This window comes from Candidatus Agathobaculum pullicola (assembly GCF_052117205.1).
GTDB lineage: Bacteria > Bacillota > Clostridia > Oscillospirales > Butyricicoccaceae > Agathobaculum > Agathobaculum pullicola.
In genome coordinates this window covers 1-15,587 of the sequence record NZ_JBQKJP010000057.1, presented here as the reverse complement: position 1 = coordinate 15,587, position 15,587 = coordinate 1, and the positions used below count along the sequence as shown (strand labels likewise).

General features: G+C 56.8%; 18 protein-coding genes, 1 tRNA gene and 1 pseudogene. All 20 read right to left on the bottom strand.

The features are described 5' to 3' along the window. Window positions 1-336 (bottom strand): annotated as a pseudogene (locus tag ACTQ3V_RS14130) (type II secretion system protein E); the annotation flags it as partial. Between the two features lie 188 nt (window positions 337-524). After that, on the bottom strand, window positions 525-1,331 hold the full coding sequence (locus tag ACTQ3V_RS14125; RefSeq protein ID WP_071430780.1) for a CpaE/TadZ family protein: 807 nt from the start codon (window positions 1,329-1,331) through the stop codon (window positions 525-527). Next, complete coding sequence (gene cpaB, locus ACTQ3V_RS14120; protein ID WP_441468077.1) at window positions 1,328-2,158, bottom strand: Flp pilus assembly protein CpaB; 831 nt, start codon at window positions 2,156-2,158, stop codon at window positions 1,328-1,330. The genes ACTQ3V_RS14125 and cpaB overlap by 4 nt, the downstream gene beginning before the upstream one ends. 10 nt (window positions 2,159-2,168) lie before the next feature. Beyond that, window positions 2,169-2,573: an A24 family peptidase gene (locus tag ACTQ3V_RS14115; RefSeq protein WP_441468076.1), complete on the bottom strand. Its 405-nt coding sequence runs from the start codon at window positions 2,571-2,573 to the stop codon at window positions 2,169-2,171. Further along, window positions 2,573-2,827 (bottom strand): DUF6133 family protein, encoded by a 255-nt coding sequence (locus tag ACTQ3V_RS14110; protein ID WP_071430786.1) that lies wholly within the window; start codon window positions 2,825-2,827, stop codon window positions 2,573-2,575. The genes ACTQ3V_RS14115 and ACTQ3V_RS14110 overlap by 1 nt, the downstream gene beginning before the upstream one ends. A 143-nt stretch (window positions 2,828-2,970) precedes the next feature. After that, window positions 2,971-3,477, bottom strand: a complete 507-nt coding sequence (locus ACTQ3V_RS14105) for a YodL domain-containing protein (protein WP_071430788.1) — start codon at window positions 3,475-3,477, stop codon at window positions 2,971-2,973. Between the two features lie 80 nt (window positions 3,478-3,557). Then, window positions 3,558-3,917, bottom strand: coding sequence for a SpoVG family protein (locus tag ACTQ3V_RS14100; RefSeq protein WP_076944460.1), 360 nt, complete (start codon window positions 3,915-3,917; stop codon window positions 3,558-3,560). 22 nt (window positions 3,918-3,939) lie between these two features. Further along, window positions 3,940-4,665: a DUF3849 domain-containing protein gene (locus ACTQ3V_RS14095; protein WP_071430790.1), complete on the bottom strand. Its 726-nt coding sequence runs from the start codon at window positions 4,663-4,665 to the stop codon at window positions 3,940-3,942. After that, window positions 4,658-5,101 (bottom strand): hypothetical protein, encoded by a 444-nt coding sequence (locus ACTQ3V_RS14090; protein ID WP_071430792.1) that lies wholly within the window; start codon window positions 5,099-5,101, stop codon window positions 4,658-4,660. The genes ACTQ3V_RS14095 and ACTQ3V_RS14090 overlap by 8 nt, the downstream gene beginning before the upstream one ends. A gap of 2 nt (window positions 5,102-5,103) precedes the next feature. Next, the gene (locus tag ACTQ3V_RS14085; RefSeq protein WP_207738183.1) at window positions 5,104-6,084 is read right to left on the bottom strand and encodes a DNA adenine methylase; all 981 of its coding nucleotides are present in this window, start codon (window positions 6,082-6,084) and stop codon (window positions 5,104-5,106) included. Continuing rightward, window positions 6,081-6,419 (bottom strand): hypothetical protein, encoded by a 339-nt coding sequence (locus ACTQ3V_RS14080; RefSeq protein WP_071430794.1) that lies wholly within the window; start codon window positions 6,417-6,419, stop codon window positions 6,081-6,083. Before ACTQ3V_RS14080 ends, ACTQ3V_RS14085 begins: the two co-directional genes overlap by 4 nt. A gap of 149 nt (window positions 6,420-6,568) precedes the next feature. Continuing rightward, window positions 6,569-7,606: a hypothetical protein gene (locus ACTQ3V_RS14075; protein WP_071430796.1), complete on the bottom strand. Its 1,038-nt coding sequence runs from the start codon at window positions 7,604-7,606 to the stop codon at window positions 6,569-6,571. After that, a complete protein-coding gene (locus ACTQ3V_RS14070) occupies window positions 7,606-8,784 on the bottom strand; it encodes a hypothetical protein (protein ID WP_502918990.1) in 1,179 nt (392 codons plus the stop codon). The genes ACTQ3V_RS14075 and ACTQ3V_RS14070 overlap by 1 nt, the downstream gene beginning before the upstream one ends. Further along, on the bottom strand, window positions 8,777-9,874 hold the full coding sequence (locus ACTQ3V_RS14065) for a DUF4314 domain-containing protein (protein ID WP_139193380.1): 1,098 nt from the start codon (window positions 9,872-9,874) through the stop codon (window positions 8,777-8,779). Before ACTQ3V_RS14065 ends, ACTQ3V_RS14070 begins: the two co-directional genes overlap by 8 nt. After that, window positions 9,875-10,885, bottom strand: a complete 1,011-nt coding sequence (locus ACTQ3V_RS14060) for an LPD28 domain-containing protein (RefSeq protein ID WP_071430800.1) — start codon at window positions 10,883-10,885, stop codon at window positions 9,875-9,877. Between the two features lie 263 nt (window positions 10,886-11,148). Next, entirely contained in the window at window positions 11,149-12,270 is a 1,122-nt protein-coding gene (locus tag ACTQ3V_RS14055) for a DUF6329 domain-containing protein (protein ID WP_071430801.1), read from the bottom strand. Then, entirely contained in the window at window positions 12,267-13,460 is a 1,194-nt protein-coding gene (locus ACTQ3V_RS14050; protein ID WP_071434940.1) for an antirestriction protein ArdA, read from the bottom strand. Before ACTQ3V_RS14050 ends, ACTQ3V_RS14055 begins: the two co-directional genes overlap by 4 nt. 2 nt (window positions 13,461-13,462) lie before the next feature. Beyond that, window positions 13,463-14,158, bottom strand: a complete 696-nt coding sequence (locus tag ACTQ3V_RS14045; protein WP_087327425.1) for a hypothetical protein — start codon at window positions 14,156-14,158, stop codon at window positions 13,463-13,465. A 72-nt stretch (window positions 14,159-14,230) separates the two neighbouring features. Further along, window positions 14,231-14,923: a hypothetical protein gene (locus ACTQ3V_RS14040; protein WP_087233670.1), complete on the bottom strand. Its 693-nt coding sequence runs from the start codon at window positions 14,921-14,923 to the stop codon at window positions 14,231-14,233. Between the two features lie 356 nt (window positions 14,924-15,279). Then, window positions 15,280-15,355: transfer RNA gene (locus ACTQ3V_RS14035), tRNA-Met, on the bottom strand. Window positions 15,356-15,587 lie beyond the last annotated feature (232 nt).

The window sequence follows — 15,587 nt, the reverse complement described above, 5'->3', positions numbered from 1 at the left end:
CGCATGGTCCGGCGAGTCAAAGTGTTCCTCCAGCTTGACGGTGCGGCCGTCGGAATATTGGATCTCGATGTCCCGCCAGGAATTGATGTCGATCTCCTCGATGCCGTCTGCAAAGATGTACTTGGTGAGGAAACCGTATTCGGCCATTTCCGTGTACAGAGCGTCCACCAGCTCGCCCTGCGTCATGCCGTCCACAGCCATTCGGTTGTCCTGCAGATACCGGGCGATGCGGCGCTTCATCTGCTCCTTGGCCTCATCCCCGCTGTCGGTAATCAGGGTGGCATAGGCGCCGGAGAGGTAGGACTGCACCTGACTGAGTACCTCCCCGAAGGGCATCCCCTCGGCCTGGGGAGCGAAGAAGACTTCGCTTGCCTTGGGGGCGACCTTGGCTTCCGCAAAGATGGACCGTCCGGTATCCTCCTCAAAGGCGATATCATGCACCTCGGCCGGTTCTGGCCTGGCTTCCACCGGGGCGGCGACCGGGTGCGCAGCAAATATGGAATTGCTTCTCTTGTCGCCAAGCATCAGAACACCTCCTTGCAGATTTTCTCGATCTCCCGGCGAAACGCCTTGCTGTCCTTCATGGAGAGGTCATTCAGGAGCGTCCCCTCCAGATACTGCTCCTCCAGTTCCTGAGAGTACGGCAGCTTGAAAGCAACGCTGCCCAGCACTTGACCGATACGGTCGGCAGCCTGCAGAGGCTTGATATTGGACGCAGCTTTATACTGCTTGTCCTCGTCCCAGTGCAGTTCCCGGAGGAGCGGGAGCTGGCTGGACAGGTACCCGATGGACTTCAGATCGCAGTTGGCCAGCCGGAGGACGCTGTCGGCCTCCATGAGCGCCACGGCGGAGAGGATGTCATTGGCGATATAGCTGGAGCAGTCGATGACCACATAGGGGGCGATCTCACGCAGACCGCGGATGAGTTCCTCGGCCTGCTGCTTGGTGCAGGCCGCGTAGGTATACTCGTTCTCGCCCTTTCGCAGCCCCAGTATGGTCAGATAGGACAGCTTTTTGTGGGTGGTCAGGTTGTGCTTGATGAGGTTGACGGAGATGCGCTGGGCCGCAAAGATGCTGCCCAGGGATTTATCGCACTCCAGCTCGGAGGGCGGGCAGATGCAGGGCATCATGGGGGCGGTCATGTCACAGAGCAGCAGCGCCACATTTTTCTTCTGGGAGGCCAGATGCTTTGCGATCTTCACCGCGGTAACCGTTTTACCGCAGCCGGGGCTTCCCCACACGGCGAGAACGCCACCGCCGGACTCCACAACAGGTTCCAGTTCCTCCGGCTCCGTGTTTCGACGAAACAGGCTTCCTTTGATGAAGTTCATTCTCCAGCCGCCTCGCTCTCTGCGGCAGGATCAGCGCCCTCGCTTTCCTCGGTTTCAGCGCTTTCCGCATTTTCAGCGCCCTCCGCCGCCTCAGCCTCCGGCTCGGCGTACAGTTCCTCGATCAGAGCGTCCTGCGCCGCGATAAATTCATCGGCATTCTCAGGTGCGCCGCGGTAGACCAGGGCCAGATGCAGCTCGCTTTCCTGTTCCAGTCCGGCCAGCACCTTGGCCTGCTCGGTGGTCACCAGAAGCGTTACGGTAGAGGGAAGCTCTTTTTCATCCTCAACAGCCTCGCCGGTGTTGGCGTCGTAACCGGAGGAAGCGGTGACGGAGATGACCTCTACATACTGCAGCTCAGGCGGGATCACGGTTTCGCCCATACCCTTGTAGTCGGCCACAAGGACGGAGACGATGTCTCCGCTCTCCAGCTTGCCGGAAAGGCCGGTGGCAAAGCTCTTGATAGTGACCGAGATGGCCTGTTTGTTCCCGTCCAGACTGTACAGATAGGCGTTCTCAGCGGCGGGCTCATAGGAGAGCTTGCTGTCCAGAATGTAGTCGCCCATCTTCAGGTCGGCGGTGGCATATTTGCCGACGACCTCGTCTTTTTCTGTCATGATACCGGACGGCAGGTTATAGGCGCCCACCTCCACGGTCTGTACCGTCTCGGCGGTGATCTCGTCGCCCTCCTTGATGTCGGCAGTAACACGGACGATCTCAGCCTTCTCGCTGGCGCTGCGGCTGAACAGGGGCGTCACCCCGAAGCAGATGACGAGCGCCAGGAGGATACACAGCACACCGATCACGGTGCGGTTACGGAAAATCTTCATATGAGCCTCCTTATATGAAATATGCGGGGATGAAAGCCACCGCAAAATATGGGACCAGCGGCTGTTTTGCCGATGCGCCCTTTCGCAGTGCCGGGATCACGCGCATGGCAAAGGAAGCCAGAAGGAGCGCAATGGCCATGATGCTGAATCCCGTGATTACCCGGTCAACTCCCAGAACAAATCCAACGGCGGCGGCTAACCGCCAATCGCCGCCCCCCATCAGGCCGAGACCTGCACAGAGGTAAAATGGGGCCATTGCCAGCAGCGCCCCCAAAAGGGAGGCGGGGCTGATGGTGATCAGCCCCGCCGCAGCAATGATGATACAGACGATGTCGCAGACCGTTCTGGTTTTCAGGTCATCCACGGCGGCATAGATGAGACCGCCGCAGAAGACCAGTGCCTGTACCCAGAGCATCAGCCCGCGTAGTTGAACATCTCCTGAATCCGCTGGGTGACGGTGGGCATGACGGTGTCGTCCAGCACAGCGTACAGACCGGCCAGCACCAGGGCGCCCAGAACGACGGCGATCAGCACCTTGACGGCGGTATCGATGTAGCCCTCGCCGGCGTTGCCGCTGACAGCCCGGCTGTGGAAGGCGGCGATGGAAGACTTGTAGCTGGCGGCGGTGGTCTTGGCGGTGTTGGCGATGTTCTTAAACAGCTTCTTCATGAAAAATACCTCCTGTAAGTAAATCAATTTTGATTGTTTGTGGATGGCTTGATGATGTAGGTTCGGTCACAGTCTTCCTGATGCGGGAGGGCTGCGGCTACGCCCTGACAAGGTAAAGGCCGGACGATGGGCAAACGTCCGGCCTACATGGTCATTTCAATACATTCTGCTTGCTCCTGACTCTGGCTGAACTGGATGGGACGAAAGCCCACCCGGTCGCAGTAATAAAACTCGCTGCCGGAAGCGTCGTAAAGCTCCACCACATCGGACAGTGCCATTCGGTATCCCCGGTATCCGGGAGGAGGGCTATCCCTGCAGATGGCATAGATCCGCTCCAGATCATTGGTTCCCAGATTCCCTTCGAATACCTGGGTATAGTTGCCGGCATCCGGTTCTCCGAACTTTTTGACCAGATCCTCATATCCGATGAAACGCATGGTGACATCCACATCTTTTCGGAGCTGCCAGATGCGGCAGCCCTTCTGCGGCTGACCCAGCTCCTCACCGGGTACCTCACCGGCAGTCAGGCGGTCGAATACGCCCTCCTCCCACTGGGGAGCCAGGTTCATTCTGGCCAGATAACGGGACAGCTCATCGGTCTGGAACATTTCGTCCACAACGGCGGTGCTGTCCTTTACATAGCCCACCATATTGCCATAGAAGATCAGGCGGTTTTGGTTGTCTACTGTGAAACGAATCAGGGTGCATCACCTCCTTCCGGACAACCGGTTTACATCTGCTGACTCATAGCCTGCTCGGGAGCGTCGCTTTTCTGCTCCTGCTGCTCCTGGAGCTTCTGCTCGTAAGCGTCGTTGACCGCCTCCACCAGCGCGGTCCGTGCCTCGGCGGTAATGGCGTGGAAGGTGTCGTTGTATTTGGTTTCGCCATTTTTCTTGTAGGACTCCTGGGGCATGGAGATGAAGCGCCCCTTGTCGGACTCAATGACCCGGATGCCGTGGACGGCAAAGGCGCCGCCGATGGTGGCGCTGGCATAGGCTTTGGTCTTGAAGTCCCCATCCACCATACGGTCGATTCGCGCCTCCACCTGGGGCGTGGGGGTTTCCTGCTGCTTTTTCTTCTGTGTTGCCATGTGACAAATCTCCTTTCTTTCTTTACATGGATGGATGACTCATTTCGAGACCGGCGGGCGATTCCTGCCGGAGTTGCTCCAGCCGCTCTCTGGCCCAGTCGGGCAGATGCTCCTCCCGGAGAATGCCGATAAAGTCGCTGCGGTTCCAGCGTGTCTGCTCTCCATCGCCAAGACAGGTGGCGTATACCGCTCTGCCTGCGGCGGTGGGGACGCAGCCAAAGCCGCCGGTGGCCAGCCAGAGCTGATTTTCCGGCGCCCAGCAGGACTCCTTCAGTGTGAACGGACTCATGACCAGCACCTTGCCCTCCAGATTTTGGCCGGTCATATCGTCGCACTGGGAGCCGGTGAACAGCTTCAGCTCTGCCTGTGCCTTGCGGAAGTCGTTGACGAAGCCGTCCAGCACGGCGGGGTGGCTCTCCACGGTAAACTCATAATTGCGGTCGCTGGGCGGGATGAAGGTGGAGGCGGCCCACGCTTTGTTTTGCGGGCTGAATCGTCCGTCGTACTGCTTTTGCTGAAGCGTGGCGGACAGCACCCACCCCACACGTTTGAATCCGAAATTATCGATGACACTTCTGGCGCAGTCACGGTCCAGGTGCATCCCATCAAAGCCCCGGCGGATGGATTCCTCGATGGCCTGCTTACAGGCGATGTTCTCCAAGTGGCTTGCCCGCCAGAGGGCCACCTCGTTTTGCCGTTTGGCCTCGGCGAAGGAACTGAGATAGAGGTAGGCGTGGTCTTTAGTCATTGGCTTTCCCACTTTCAAGGATCGCCTTGGTCAGCGCATCGCTCCATGTGGTCTTGTGGTCATCGGATACCACCAGAACAGCGCCGTCCACGCTGAACACACAGAGGTTATCGTACAGGATGCCGGCATCCGCAAAGGCTTCGGCGGGGATGGGGAGCATATCTTCATCGCAGCCGTGGCAGCCGTCGCACATATCCCCATCGTCCTCCTGGGCCTCCCAGTCGGCCAGCATATCCTCCATCAGGCTGTGGGCCAGTCGCAGCAGAGTTGTCGTGGCGGCAGCCTTCTCCGCAGGCTCCATCTCCTGCTTGAGCAGGACGATGGCGTTTTCCAGGGTGTGCAGCTCCAGCGTTTCCTCCCTGTCCAGCCCGCTTAAGGTCAGGGCGGCGGGCTGGATGACGGCCTTGCCGTCGCTTGTGTACTTGATAAATGTCATGTTCATTCCTCCTGTTTGAGTTCTTTTGTGGGTTCATGGATCAGGGTGTATTTTCCCTCCTCCTCATCCGCGGCAGACAGGTTGAAAAGGTTGAGCTGCCAATGCCTTGCGGAATTGTGGCGGCGGGGGTCGTAATTGGTGATGACGATCTCCTCATACTCGCTTCCGGCCTTCTGCGACATGCTGTTGGGGCGAGTGGTGTGGAAGATGTAAAACTCCTTGTACAGCTCCACGATGAAGGGGCAGTAGTTGTAGGACACCATCACATACCCCTGGCACTCCAGAAGGGCGTCGTGGAGGCGCTGATGATCTTCCTTGGGAAACACCGCCGCATAACAGTCCTCCGCATCGTAATAGGGCGGATCAAAATACAGAAATGCGTCTGGCCGGTCGTACTGACGGGCGACCTCCACACAGTCCTTGTTTTCGATGACGACATTTGCCAGCCTGCGGGAGCACTCCCAAATCAGGTAGAAGAAACGGCGGATGTCGCAGGATTTTCCGGCAAAGGACTTGGCACCGCCGCTGAAGCTGTATCGGATCAGCTTGAAAAAGTCGGCGGCCCGCCGCACATCGCCGCGAGGCGCCCGTTCCAGCATCATCCTTCGGATGGTCTCGGCATCCGGCGGCTCCAGATACCGCTCCGTCAGCTCCATCTCCTCGTCCAGATAGTCATCGGTGAATTCCTCTTTGGAGAAGAACTTATACAGCACATTGAAATCGTCGCGTGTATTCAGCGGCAGAAAACCCAACTCCAGCAGAAGCGCCATGGTCCTGTTTTTGACACAGCAGAACAGGTTGGTCAGGTCACTGTTGAAGTCGTTGTAGACCTCCATACATCCCGGCTGGATGGGGCGGCTCAGGGTCACTGTGCCGCTGCCGCCGAACACATCAATAAACCGGGAATACCGCGAGGGAGACAGCTTTCGGATCAGCCACAGCAGCTTGCTTTTACCGCCCACCCAGGGGATGAAGCTTTTCAAGCGGTATCACCGCCCTCCAGCGGAAGGGATATCTGTCCGCTGTCGATGGATTGCTCCAGCGCCTTGGTGAGACCGCGTTCCGCGTGGGCGATCTTCTTGATCCGGCTCCGGAGCTGCCGGATCGTTCTGCGCAGTTCTTCCTCAGTACCGGCGTAATAATAGCCGGAAGCCGAGCTGCAGATGGGGACGCCATCCCCACGCAGGCTGTTGATCAACCGGCGCAGGTCGGGGCCGCGGATCTGGAAAGCTGCCTCCAGCTCCCGGCTGGATACGACCCTTTCCGCTCCCTTGTGATAGGTCTTCAGGTACGCAGCGATGGGGTTTGTCGTGGTCATGCGGGCTCCTTTCCGGGGCTGTCACCCGAAAAGAGCGCAAAAAATCAGGGGCCGTTTGTCCCTTTCGGGTAACGGCCCCTGTGGTGTTCAGGCTATTTCATTTCTTATTTCATCACCTCCGTTGCGGCGGCTGGTCTGTGGGTGGCTTTTCACATGGACATGGTCGGCTCCATATCCGGCTGACTGTACTCATAGACCAGCTCTGTGCCGTTCCAGGATACGAAGCCATGCGCAGCGGCGGACAGACCCATGTTCTTCATCCTCTGGTTGGCATACCCCTCCGCATCAAAGCAGGAGGCAAGCAGCTCGTCCCTGGGGTATACGCCGTCCCGTTTCGCCAGCTCTTTTCCGAAATCGGCGAGTTCCATGTCACGGGGCATGAAGTGATAGCAGTGGAGGTTCTGTGCCAGATCCAGGGCGTAATCCAGACGGTGGCAATCCTCCAGCTCCATCACAGCCTGCCATTTATCCAGCCACTGGGGTCCTCCCTGCCCCTGTTCCGCCCAGACATAGCCGAAGTCGATGGCGTGACGGACGAGTTCCGCTGCGGAGCCGTACTGAGAGAGGATGTCCTTCAGCTGCGGGAGGCAGCAGCCCACATCCACAGCAATGCACTCGCTCAAAGACTCCACCTCCAGTGCGTCCAGCGCCAGGAGAAGCTCGTCCGGGTGTGCGGCATCCATATACTCGCCGGTGTCCGGGAATCCCACCCACACGCCGTCCGTATTGAAGCGGCTTGCCAGCCTGACTCGGATACCGTAGTCGCCTTTGTCGGGATTCAGCGTCGGGGCGCCATCCAGAAACGGATCGATCAGGGAGGTGACCCTGATGAAGTGCCCGTCGCAGAAGGTGTTCCCACCTTTCTGGCGGTAAGCTGCCCCCACTTTCTCCGGGTCAAGAAATGCACGTGCCTGGGAGGCAGGGCGCTGGATCTGTTCCATGATAAATTTGCCAAGTCGGGCATCGTCCCCGGCGCCGTAGAACAGGTCGTAGTGATCCAATTGACTGGCAATCAGCATCACATCGCAGGTCATCCTCGGCTGCTCGATCTGCATGGCCCCTCGGAACAGGAGACTTTCTTTGACCGTCATGTTCTCGAACCGCCGCTCCAGCCAGTCGTGCTGGGACTTGGTCATTTCAAAGCCGTCCAGGAGATCAAGGAGCCGCCTGGTTTGCCGATTTGCCATCACATCATCTCCATTCCGGCCTTCTCTGCCTGCATTTCTTCGCTGCGGATCGGCTCGCCATCCCTGCGCTGGACCAGCCCATAGGGGGTCAGCAGTGCGTTGTTTGACGCCATGACATCCTTGCCGTAGCTGTAGAGGACAATGTGCTTTTGCAAAATAGACCGGGAATGCTCATCCACAATGAAGCGAAGCTCCTCTACGGCCACCTCCTCGGGGGTCCGCTGATCCGGCTCGATCAGGTAGTCATCCATATTTTCCGCAATTCGGACAGCGGCAGCGATATCGTGACAATCCGCCGCAAGGATAACCGCCTTGTATGTGGAGAGGTCTCCTTGCGCGACCATCTCCTTGAAGCATTTGGCCAACTCGTTCAGTTCGTGAACATCATTGCAGTCCATGCTTTCCAGAAGCGCGGGCATCGCGCTGTCCTCCACCTGGACAGACATTTCCGACCATGAGGCGCCTCCGTAAGCCTCCAGAACAGCGTCCAGCCGTTCCTGCGTAGCGGGCAGATCCAGGCACATCCTGTTGTCCGGCTGCTCATCGGAGTGGGAGGGACACTTGCCGACCGTCAGGCGGATGCCATATTCCGGCGCTTCGGGGATCAAGGCCAGGCTGTCATATACCTGCTTCAGCTCGTTGTGCTGCGTGACATAACCACCGTTTGCAAAGACGCCGCCCTCCTCAAATCGGGCGTTTCTGCCGAGCTTCTCAAAGTCCAGGTACTCGAAGATGGGGTCGGGGACTTTGTCAAGTGCGGGGATGAAATCATTCTCGGCGTAGAATCTGCCCAGCTGCTCATCCGTTGAGGCGTTGACCACGTGGCAGCAGTCTGTGCTGTAGGCCAGATCGATCATGGTGGCAACACTGATGGGGCCGTACTTTTTGGCCACCTCCATGTTGAACAGCCCTTCAAAGGCAGTCTTTTCTCTGCCGTTCATCTGTCCCAGACAGGTTGCCAAAGCGTTAAGCTGATAGAGATCGCATTCATGGGCCAAATGGTCTTGCAGGAAGACAAAGCCATGGTGTTCGAGGAATTCCCATCTCGGCTTTTCGCCCAGCGTCATCTGAAGCTTGTCCAGCGCATCCAGAAGGCCGTAGTAGGTAGCCGGAAGCTCCAGCTCGCACCACCGGTTCGTCTTCTCCCCGAACAGCTCCACACGAAACACTTTATCCAAGGGTCATCCCTCCCATCGTCGTTCCATGCTCCATATCATTCGCCTCGTCCGGGGGACAAGGCTCACTCATTTTGCCGGAACTCCTCTCCCCACCGAACCCGCTGTGCCGGGCTTCGGCGGGGGCCCCGGTTTGTACATAGTCTTCCTGGTACTTGGCGGGGTCAGCGCCGGGGGCATCCCAGCCGCACATACTGCCCACCTCCATGGCCTGCCGCTGAATGGGGCTGACTCCCAGTTTTTCGTTCAGCTCGTCCGCCAGCTCCACATTTTTCTCCTTGTCGCCGGTGTCCCAATCGGAGGGGTAGTAGCCGGTCTCGCCCCGGCGGATGCAGATGAGATCGCCGGTGGACCTGAGGGTGGAGAAGCACATCTCCGGCAGGCCGTCTGCCACTCTGGGCGCGAACTGCTCCGCCTCGGTTCGGATGTCCCAATTGTCCTCCATGCTCCACAGGTGGACATACAGCTCGTCGTCGCCGACGCAGATCTCCCGCTGTTCGAAACCCTCGCCCCAGCCATCCGAGGCCTGGCCGGAGACGTACTCCTTCAGGGTGGTCAGATCTTCCGGGGTGAGGGCGCCGACCACCCGGCACTCAGCCACGCCCCATAGCCGGCCGTTCCGCTCCTCGACGGTGAACACGGCGGATTTGACCTTCTGGTTGACGCTGTCATCCTTGCCATACCAGTGCATGATGCCGCTCTCGGCTTCTTCCGGCATCCGGTTGTTGATCAGGGCTCTGAGGATCTCGCCCTCATAGCACCGCAGCAGCCTTCCGTCCAGCGGGGTGCTGTCGTCCTCCATCTCCCCATACTCGTTGCGGGTGTAGAGATCGGCGGTCAGGGGCATATACAGCTTCAGGGTGGTGGGCTCGGGCGGCAGAACGGTGAAGCTGTCCTCACCGATGATCAGCGCCAGGGTTCTGCCGTTGTCCCACTTCATGTGGAACTGCCCAGCATCGTCGATGTAGTCCAGAGTCCCTGTGCTGCCCGGCTCCAGCGGGGCATACGGGTCTTTCATCTCTCTGAGCTTGATCCTCGAACCTGCGGGGAACTGTTCCCGCAGGAAGTCCAGCCATTCTTTTGGTGCTGACATTTACATTCCTCCCATATTCATATTTTGGCCGGGATTGTTTTCATAGTCCGCAAGAGAATGGGGATTTTCTTCGCCATAAAGGTCGAAGAGGATGTCATCCACCTGTTTGCGGACAGCCGGGTCATCCGTCAGAGTCTCATACCGGAAACCCGTCACATCCCGATACGGCAGTTCCTGCCGGATGGCAGCCAGATAGGTTTGGGGATCGTGATACTCCCGCTGTTCCCCATTGGCAAAGGTCGCACGCCCCACGGCCCTGTTCTGCTGGGCCATCTGCTGCTGACGCAGGTCATAGCAGTAGAGATACCCCTGGTAGTCGCCGGGAAACGGGGTGCAGCGCAGGCAGTAGCGGTAATGCTCCGTTTCTGCGATGTAGCCATAACTCCGGCCGTCCTCGGTGATGGCCCCGCCGTTCCGATAGCAGTAGGCTCTCATCGATGCCAGGTCCTTCAACGGGCCATCGGCTCGAAGGGTGTCCACCACTTCCTGAAGGTCATCCTTAAATTCCCCGGTGTTGAATTGGTCTTCGTTATGGGGCCACCAGGAATGGTGAAATCCTTTTCCGGAAGAACCGAAATCCATCCGCACATGGCCCACTGTACCGGCCTGAAGGTCCCGTTCTTCTTCCACCTGAGAATAGAACAGGCCCGCCTCCTCACGGGAAGCGGGCCTGAGTTTATATTTGGGTGGAGTCTTCAACCCATACTGTTTGCAAAATTCCGTGAGTGTGATCTCATCGCCGAGAAAATCCAGCGCATCACCAATCTCACGGTAGTCCTGATTATCCGGAAAGGAAATCGGTTCCGGCACAACGATAGAACCAGCGTGATTAACCACAACCAGAATTTCCAGCGTACAGGGTGAGCCCGGATCATTGTCACTGCCTCGCAGATCATATACATGCCAACCGTCCGGCACAGTGTGGGTGTCTACTCGCGCATTGGTGAACAGGGCAGGCTTCCCAAACAGCTCGATATGCTCATACTCCTCAGTCATCGCATTGACGCTCATTATTTCACCTCTTTCCCCTTGGTATAGCTACACAACATACCACAGCTCAGCGGAAATGGCTATGGCCAAAAGGCATCTTGCCGGAAAAGTGGAGATACCCGGCGACAGCGGCTCCCAGTGCCGCCATAGATGCTATTGTGATCATTATTTTCTTCTTCATTCACATTCCTCCCAATCATTGGATCGTGTTGTTCAGGTCACCTGCATATCGAGGAGAGAATACGCCGCCAGCTTTACGCAGAGCAGTTCGGTTTCGTGGGGCATCAGGAAAGCCCTTCCATCTCCATCGCCTGCGTTTCCTCAGCAAAGGGGCTGCTGCACCGGCGAATCAGGCCAAATTCCGTGCGCCGGACTCCGTCCTCCACCATGGCGTCCTCGCCCAGCTTCTCGAAATCCATATACCCGTCGATGGTATCGATCAGTTCATCATCGGCACCGATGCGCCGAAGGACCGTTTGCCCGTATTCATAGGCGTCCTCCGGGATGCGCTCGTAGTCGTCCAGATTCATGGCATAGCGGAGCGCCTCCTGCATGGTCCCTGGCTGTTCCACAGAAAGAACCGACAGATATTTCAGCAGCTCACCATCGTCACACTGCATCCCCTCAATGGCCCAGGCCAATTCGTTTGCGTCTTCCACGCAGACCCCTGTAGTGGGAATATGCTCGTCCATATAGGGAACAGAAAACGACACTCTGGTGATTGCTGCCTCGGCAAAACAATCGATGCCCAGTGTTCTTTTTACTCGCTCCAATTCCTCTTTCGTTGCCGGAAGGCAGACGATCGCTTGCGCCTTAGCGGAGGAGAGGTCGAGCTGGACCTTCGACTTTTTCTCTCTGACAAGCGCATCATCCTGCTTGCGGAGCACATAGCCTGCATGGGTATAGGCGCCGCCATGGTCGGCATAGTATTCTGCGCCGATCTTCGCAAAGTCCAGGTAGGGCCAGGCGGCTTCAGGGAATCTGGGATCGCCCTGAATCTGGCCTGCAACAGCGACATAACGGCCAAGTGTCACATCTGAATTGACATTGGGAATGAGGATGTAGTCCGGCACCTGTTCCGCCACACGAATCATATCACTCAGGTCATTGATGCTGCTGCCATCCAATGCGCCGGCATAGATGTTCCGTTCACGGGAGTCCATTTTGGCAATGATGCTGGAAAGCTGATTCAGCTGTGCAAGCTGCGTTCTGGAATCGGGGTCAAGCCCGCTGAGGTACGACGGCAGATTAGCGATCACGCTTTTGATCTCGACGATCTCTGTTTTGCCCGTTCTGCTGGCCTCATCAAGCCGGCTGACCGCTTCTGTCATAGCGTCATGCGATGCGGGAAAATGGAGCGGGACAATGGCCGGACTGCCGCTTCGTTTCATGAAGAGTTGGATCATGCCATTCCCCCTATCTGAAAGTCCTGTTCCCGCTGATAGGCTTCTGCCGGGTCATCCGCCATCAGTTCCTCCAGACTCAGCGCACCCTGGTAGGCGATATAGCCGCGGTCAGTAAACACGCCGGACTCCTGATCCATGTGCTGCAGGCCATACCGCTCGTAGTCATAGAACTCGTCCAGATTGGGGTCATACTCAAAATGACCGGATTTCTGGATCATGTATTTTCCGTATTCCGCAGGGGTATGTGCGCCGGGGGCAAATGCAAAGAGATCCAGGTTTTCCGCCAGATGCCGGATCTGACCGGCGCACTCCGGCTTGGCCATGCTGACTGCGGCCCCCAGCTTCTCACGGGCGTCATATGAAAGCTTGTCCATGACCAGCGCCAGCTCATTGAGCTCGTGTATGTTTTCGCACCGGAAGTCCAGTACCACATCCACTTCCTCGGGAAATGAGCTTTCACTCATCCAAAGACACCTATTCTCAGGCGCAATGCCGCTGCGCTGCATGGCGCGTTCAATCTGGCCTTTGGAGGCAGGGAGGTATATCCAGGTGACATTTTGGGTGTTCTCCGGTTCCTGTCGGGAAGATATTCCGATAGCGGTCAGATCGGCCTCATAGTGATAGCAGGGCAGGTGCTTTCCATCGTAGAGCTGCGAGAGCTGCATACCGTTGTCATAGACCACACCGTAGCGGGTGATGGTTCCCTCGTTGCCCTCAATCAGCAAGATGGCGGTTTCCTCTCCGTCCAACTGCTCCAGTTCCTCCATGCTGGCACACCCGCCATGGATGTTCATGTAGTGATCACGGCCAACCTCTTTCAAATTTGTGAAGTCCGTGATCACCGTTGCCTGCTGGCAGCAAAAGGTCAGGTTGATGAGATCCTTCATGCTGGTGAGCTGCAGTTTTTCGGCCATGGCCTGAAATTGCGAAAACTCGCCCACATCAAAGCTGTCCAGCCGCTTAGCCAGATAGTCCAGCTCGTCCAGATTGACCCTGGCACCTTCCAGCCGATACAGCACAGGCCAGGCGCTGTCGAGTGCGTCCACATGGCAGTCGGCATCCGATACATGGCCGATTTCCAGTGACTCCAACAGCGCAACGCAGTGGTCGTATTGATTTCTGGGAATGGGCAGGGGGATCGTCGCAACACCATATTCCGGGTGGTCGGCGTTGCTCAGAACTGCTTTCATGATCAATTTGCATCACCTTTCTTTTTCTCAAAATTCAAAATCGCATCACCGTACTTGGCCAGAAGCAGAGCGCAGATAATCAGGTGGAACGCCTCATCTGTGACCAATTCGGGGGATGCGAGATCGGCAATGGTAATGTTTTGGCTGCCGGTGGAAATGGCTTTGGCCGCCTGATAAACGCTGTAAAGCTCCGGCTGGATGCCGGCCAGCCGGAGGGACTGGAAATCAAATCCGCAGGCATCAAACTTCCAGATCATCCTGCGCCAGATATCGTCGTAGGCTGTCAGGAGAAACAGTGCGGCCTGGTTGCGCTGCGACAATCGGCGGCAACGTGTTCGCCAGTGCATCCAACGGCTACGGTGTTCGTCAGAATGGAAGGCTTGCAGAGGATATGGGTAGATCTCCTGTGCCAACCGTTTCCAAAGCCTCATTCTCAGCTTGCCACGGAGGCAGTCCTCAATTACTTTCGCAAGGCTGAGCGACCCGGTCTCGATTCGTTCCCCCAGGCAAGTGCATTCACACAGCGGGCAGGGATTTTCCTTTGAGTAGTTTGTGCAGTACTGGCAATCGACATCTTCAGACTGATAGTGAAATGTAGGTCGGCGTAGGCCGTGACCTCTGGGCTTGAAATGGGGCGGGGTCATCATCATCTGCTCCATCTGGTATAAGGGGGTATCTCTCATGAAGTAGCGCGTCATGGGTGGTGTGCTCCTTTCGGTGAAATAAAAAAGCGCCGGAGTCTTATTTCTAAAACTCCGGCGCTCGGTGTATTACATGGTCAGTTCCTGGCTTTGAGAATCCAAGGAGTGCTGCTCCTGCTCTCGCATGCGCTCCAGGATGTTGGGCATTCCACGTAGGATCTGTTCCTGAACACTTTTAATGCATTGTTCCTGGTCGACAGTCAAATCAACTCCGGCATCCAGTGTGTCGGTGCAGCATCGATAGATTTCGGTGAGCTGTGCTTCGTTAAAAATCAGCTGTTTGGAGACGAGACCGGCACGGATGGCGAAGTCCTGCTTGGCTCCCGTATAGTTATCCTGAAAGTAATGGCCTTGGTTGAGACCTGTGCGGTCACAGCTCCAGTCCCATGTGACGAAATGGACGCCAAGCCGGGTGGGGTGGGCAGCCAGCACTGTGCCGTTGAAGTCGGCCAGCAGGCGGTAGTCGCCGGTCAGGCTTTGGGCCTGCAGGGGCGGAGCCTGTTCCAGCAGCGTCATGTACTCCCGCACTGTGCAGGCCAGATCAGTGACTCGCTCACAGGCTCGTTCCCGTTCCGCCGTTGCCACATCCTCCTGCCAGTAGCGAACCCCTCCGCCCTCTGTGATCCGGCAGAGGGGGAGACCATCCCATTCCACCGGGAGAAGATCATCCTGCTCCGGCTGCGTGGTGAAGCCTTCCCGGCCAAGCACCGTGCAAAGTTCTCGGTAAAATTGTTCTCTATCCATCTTGTTGTGATGCTCCATCAGAAAGACCTCCAGTCATTTCAATTTATACGCCCGCGCAAATAAAAAAAGCCGCCACCTGAATATAGGTGACGGCCACAGAACTTCAGAACGAAGTGGATTGTACTACATTTTGGTACAATCCACTTCGTTCACAAAAAATTAACAAAATATTTTTTGGAGAACACGAATTATTTCCGTATTTTCACCTCGAAAGCGGGCTGAAAAGCGCCGGGATTTAGTTCAAGTCCTCACCCCATAGGGGAAAGGCCGGATGATATCTTTTTCTTGTGCAGTAAAATTTGGACACGAAAAAAGCCCGGAAACCGCATGGTTCCGGGCTTTTTCGGTGCGATATCTTTTTTGGTCGCACAATGTGGTTGCGGGGGCTGGACTTGAACCAACGACCTCCGGGTTATGAGCCCGACGAGCTACCAACTGCTCTACCCCGCGATATAGGACTTCATCTGAAGTGCTTATATACTATACCACGAGATACAGTTGATGTCAAGAGAAAAATGAAAAAATAAGAAAAATCGAAAGTTGTAATATTAAAGGTAACAAGAGGACTTAAGGCAACACCGCATAATAAGGCAAAAAGAACCGTCCTACCAGCACATAGCTTTTAGCAGAACGGTTTGTGTTTAGAATTCTCGCAGAAGGCATACCGATTCAAGCCGCCAGG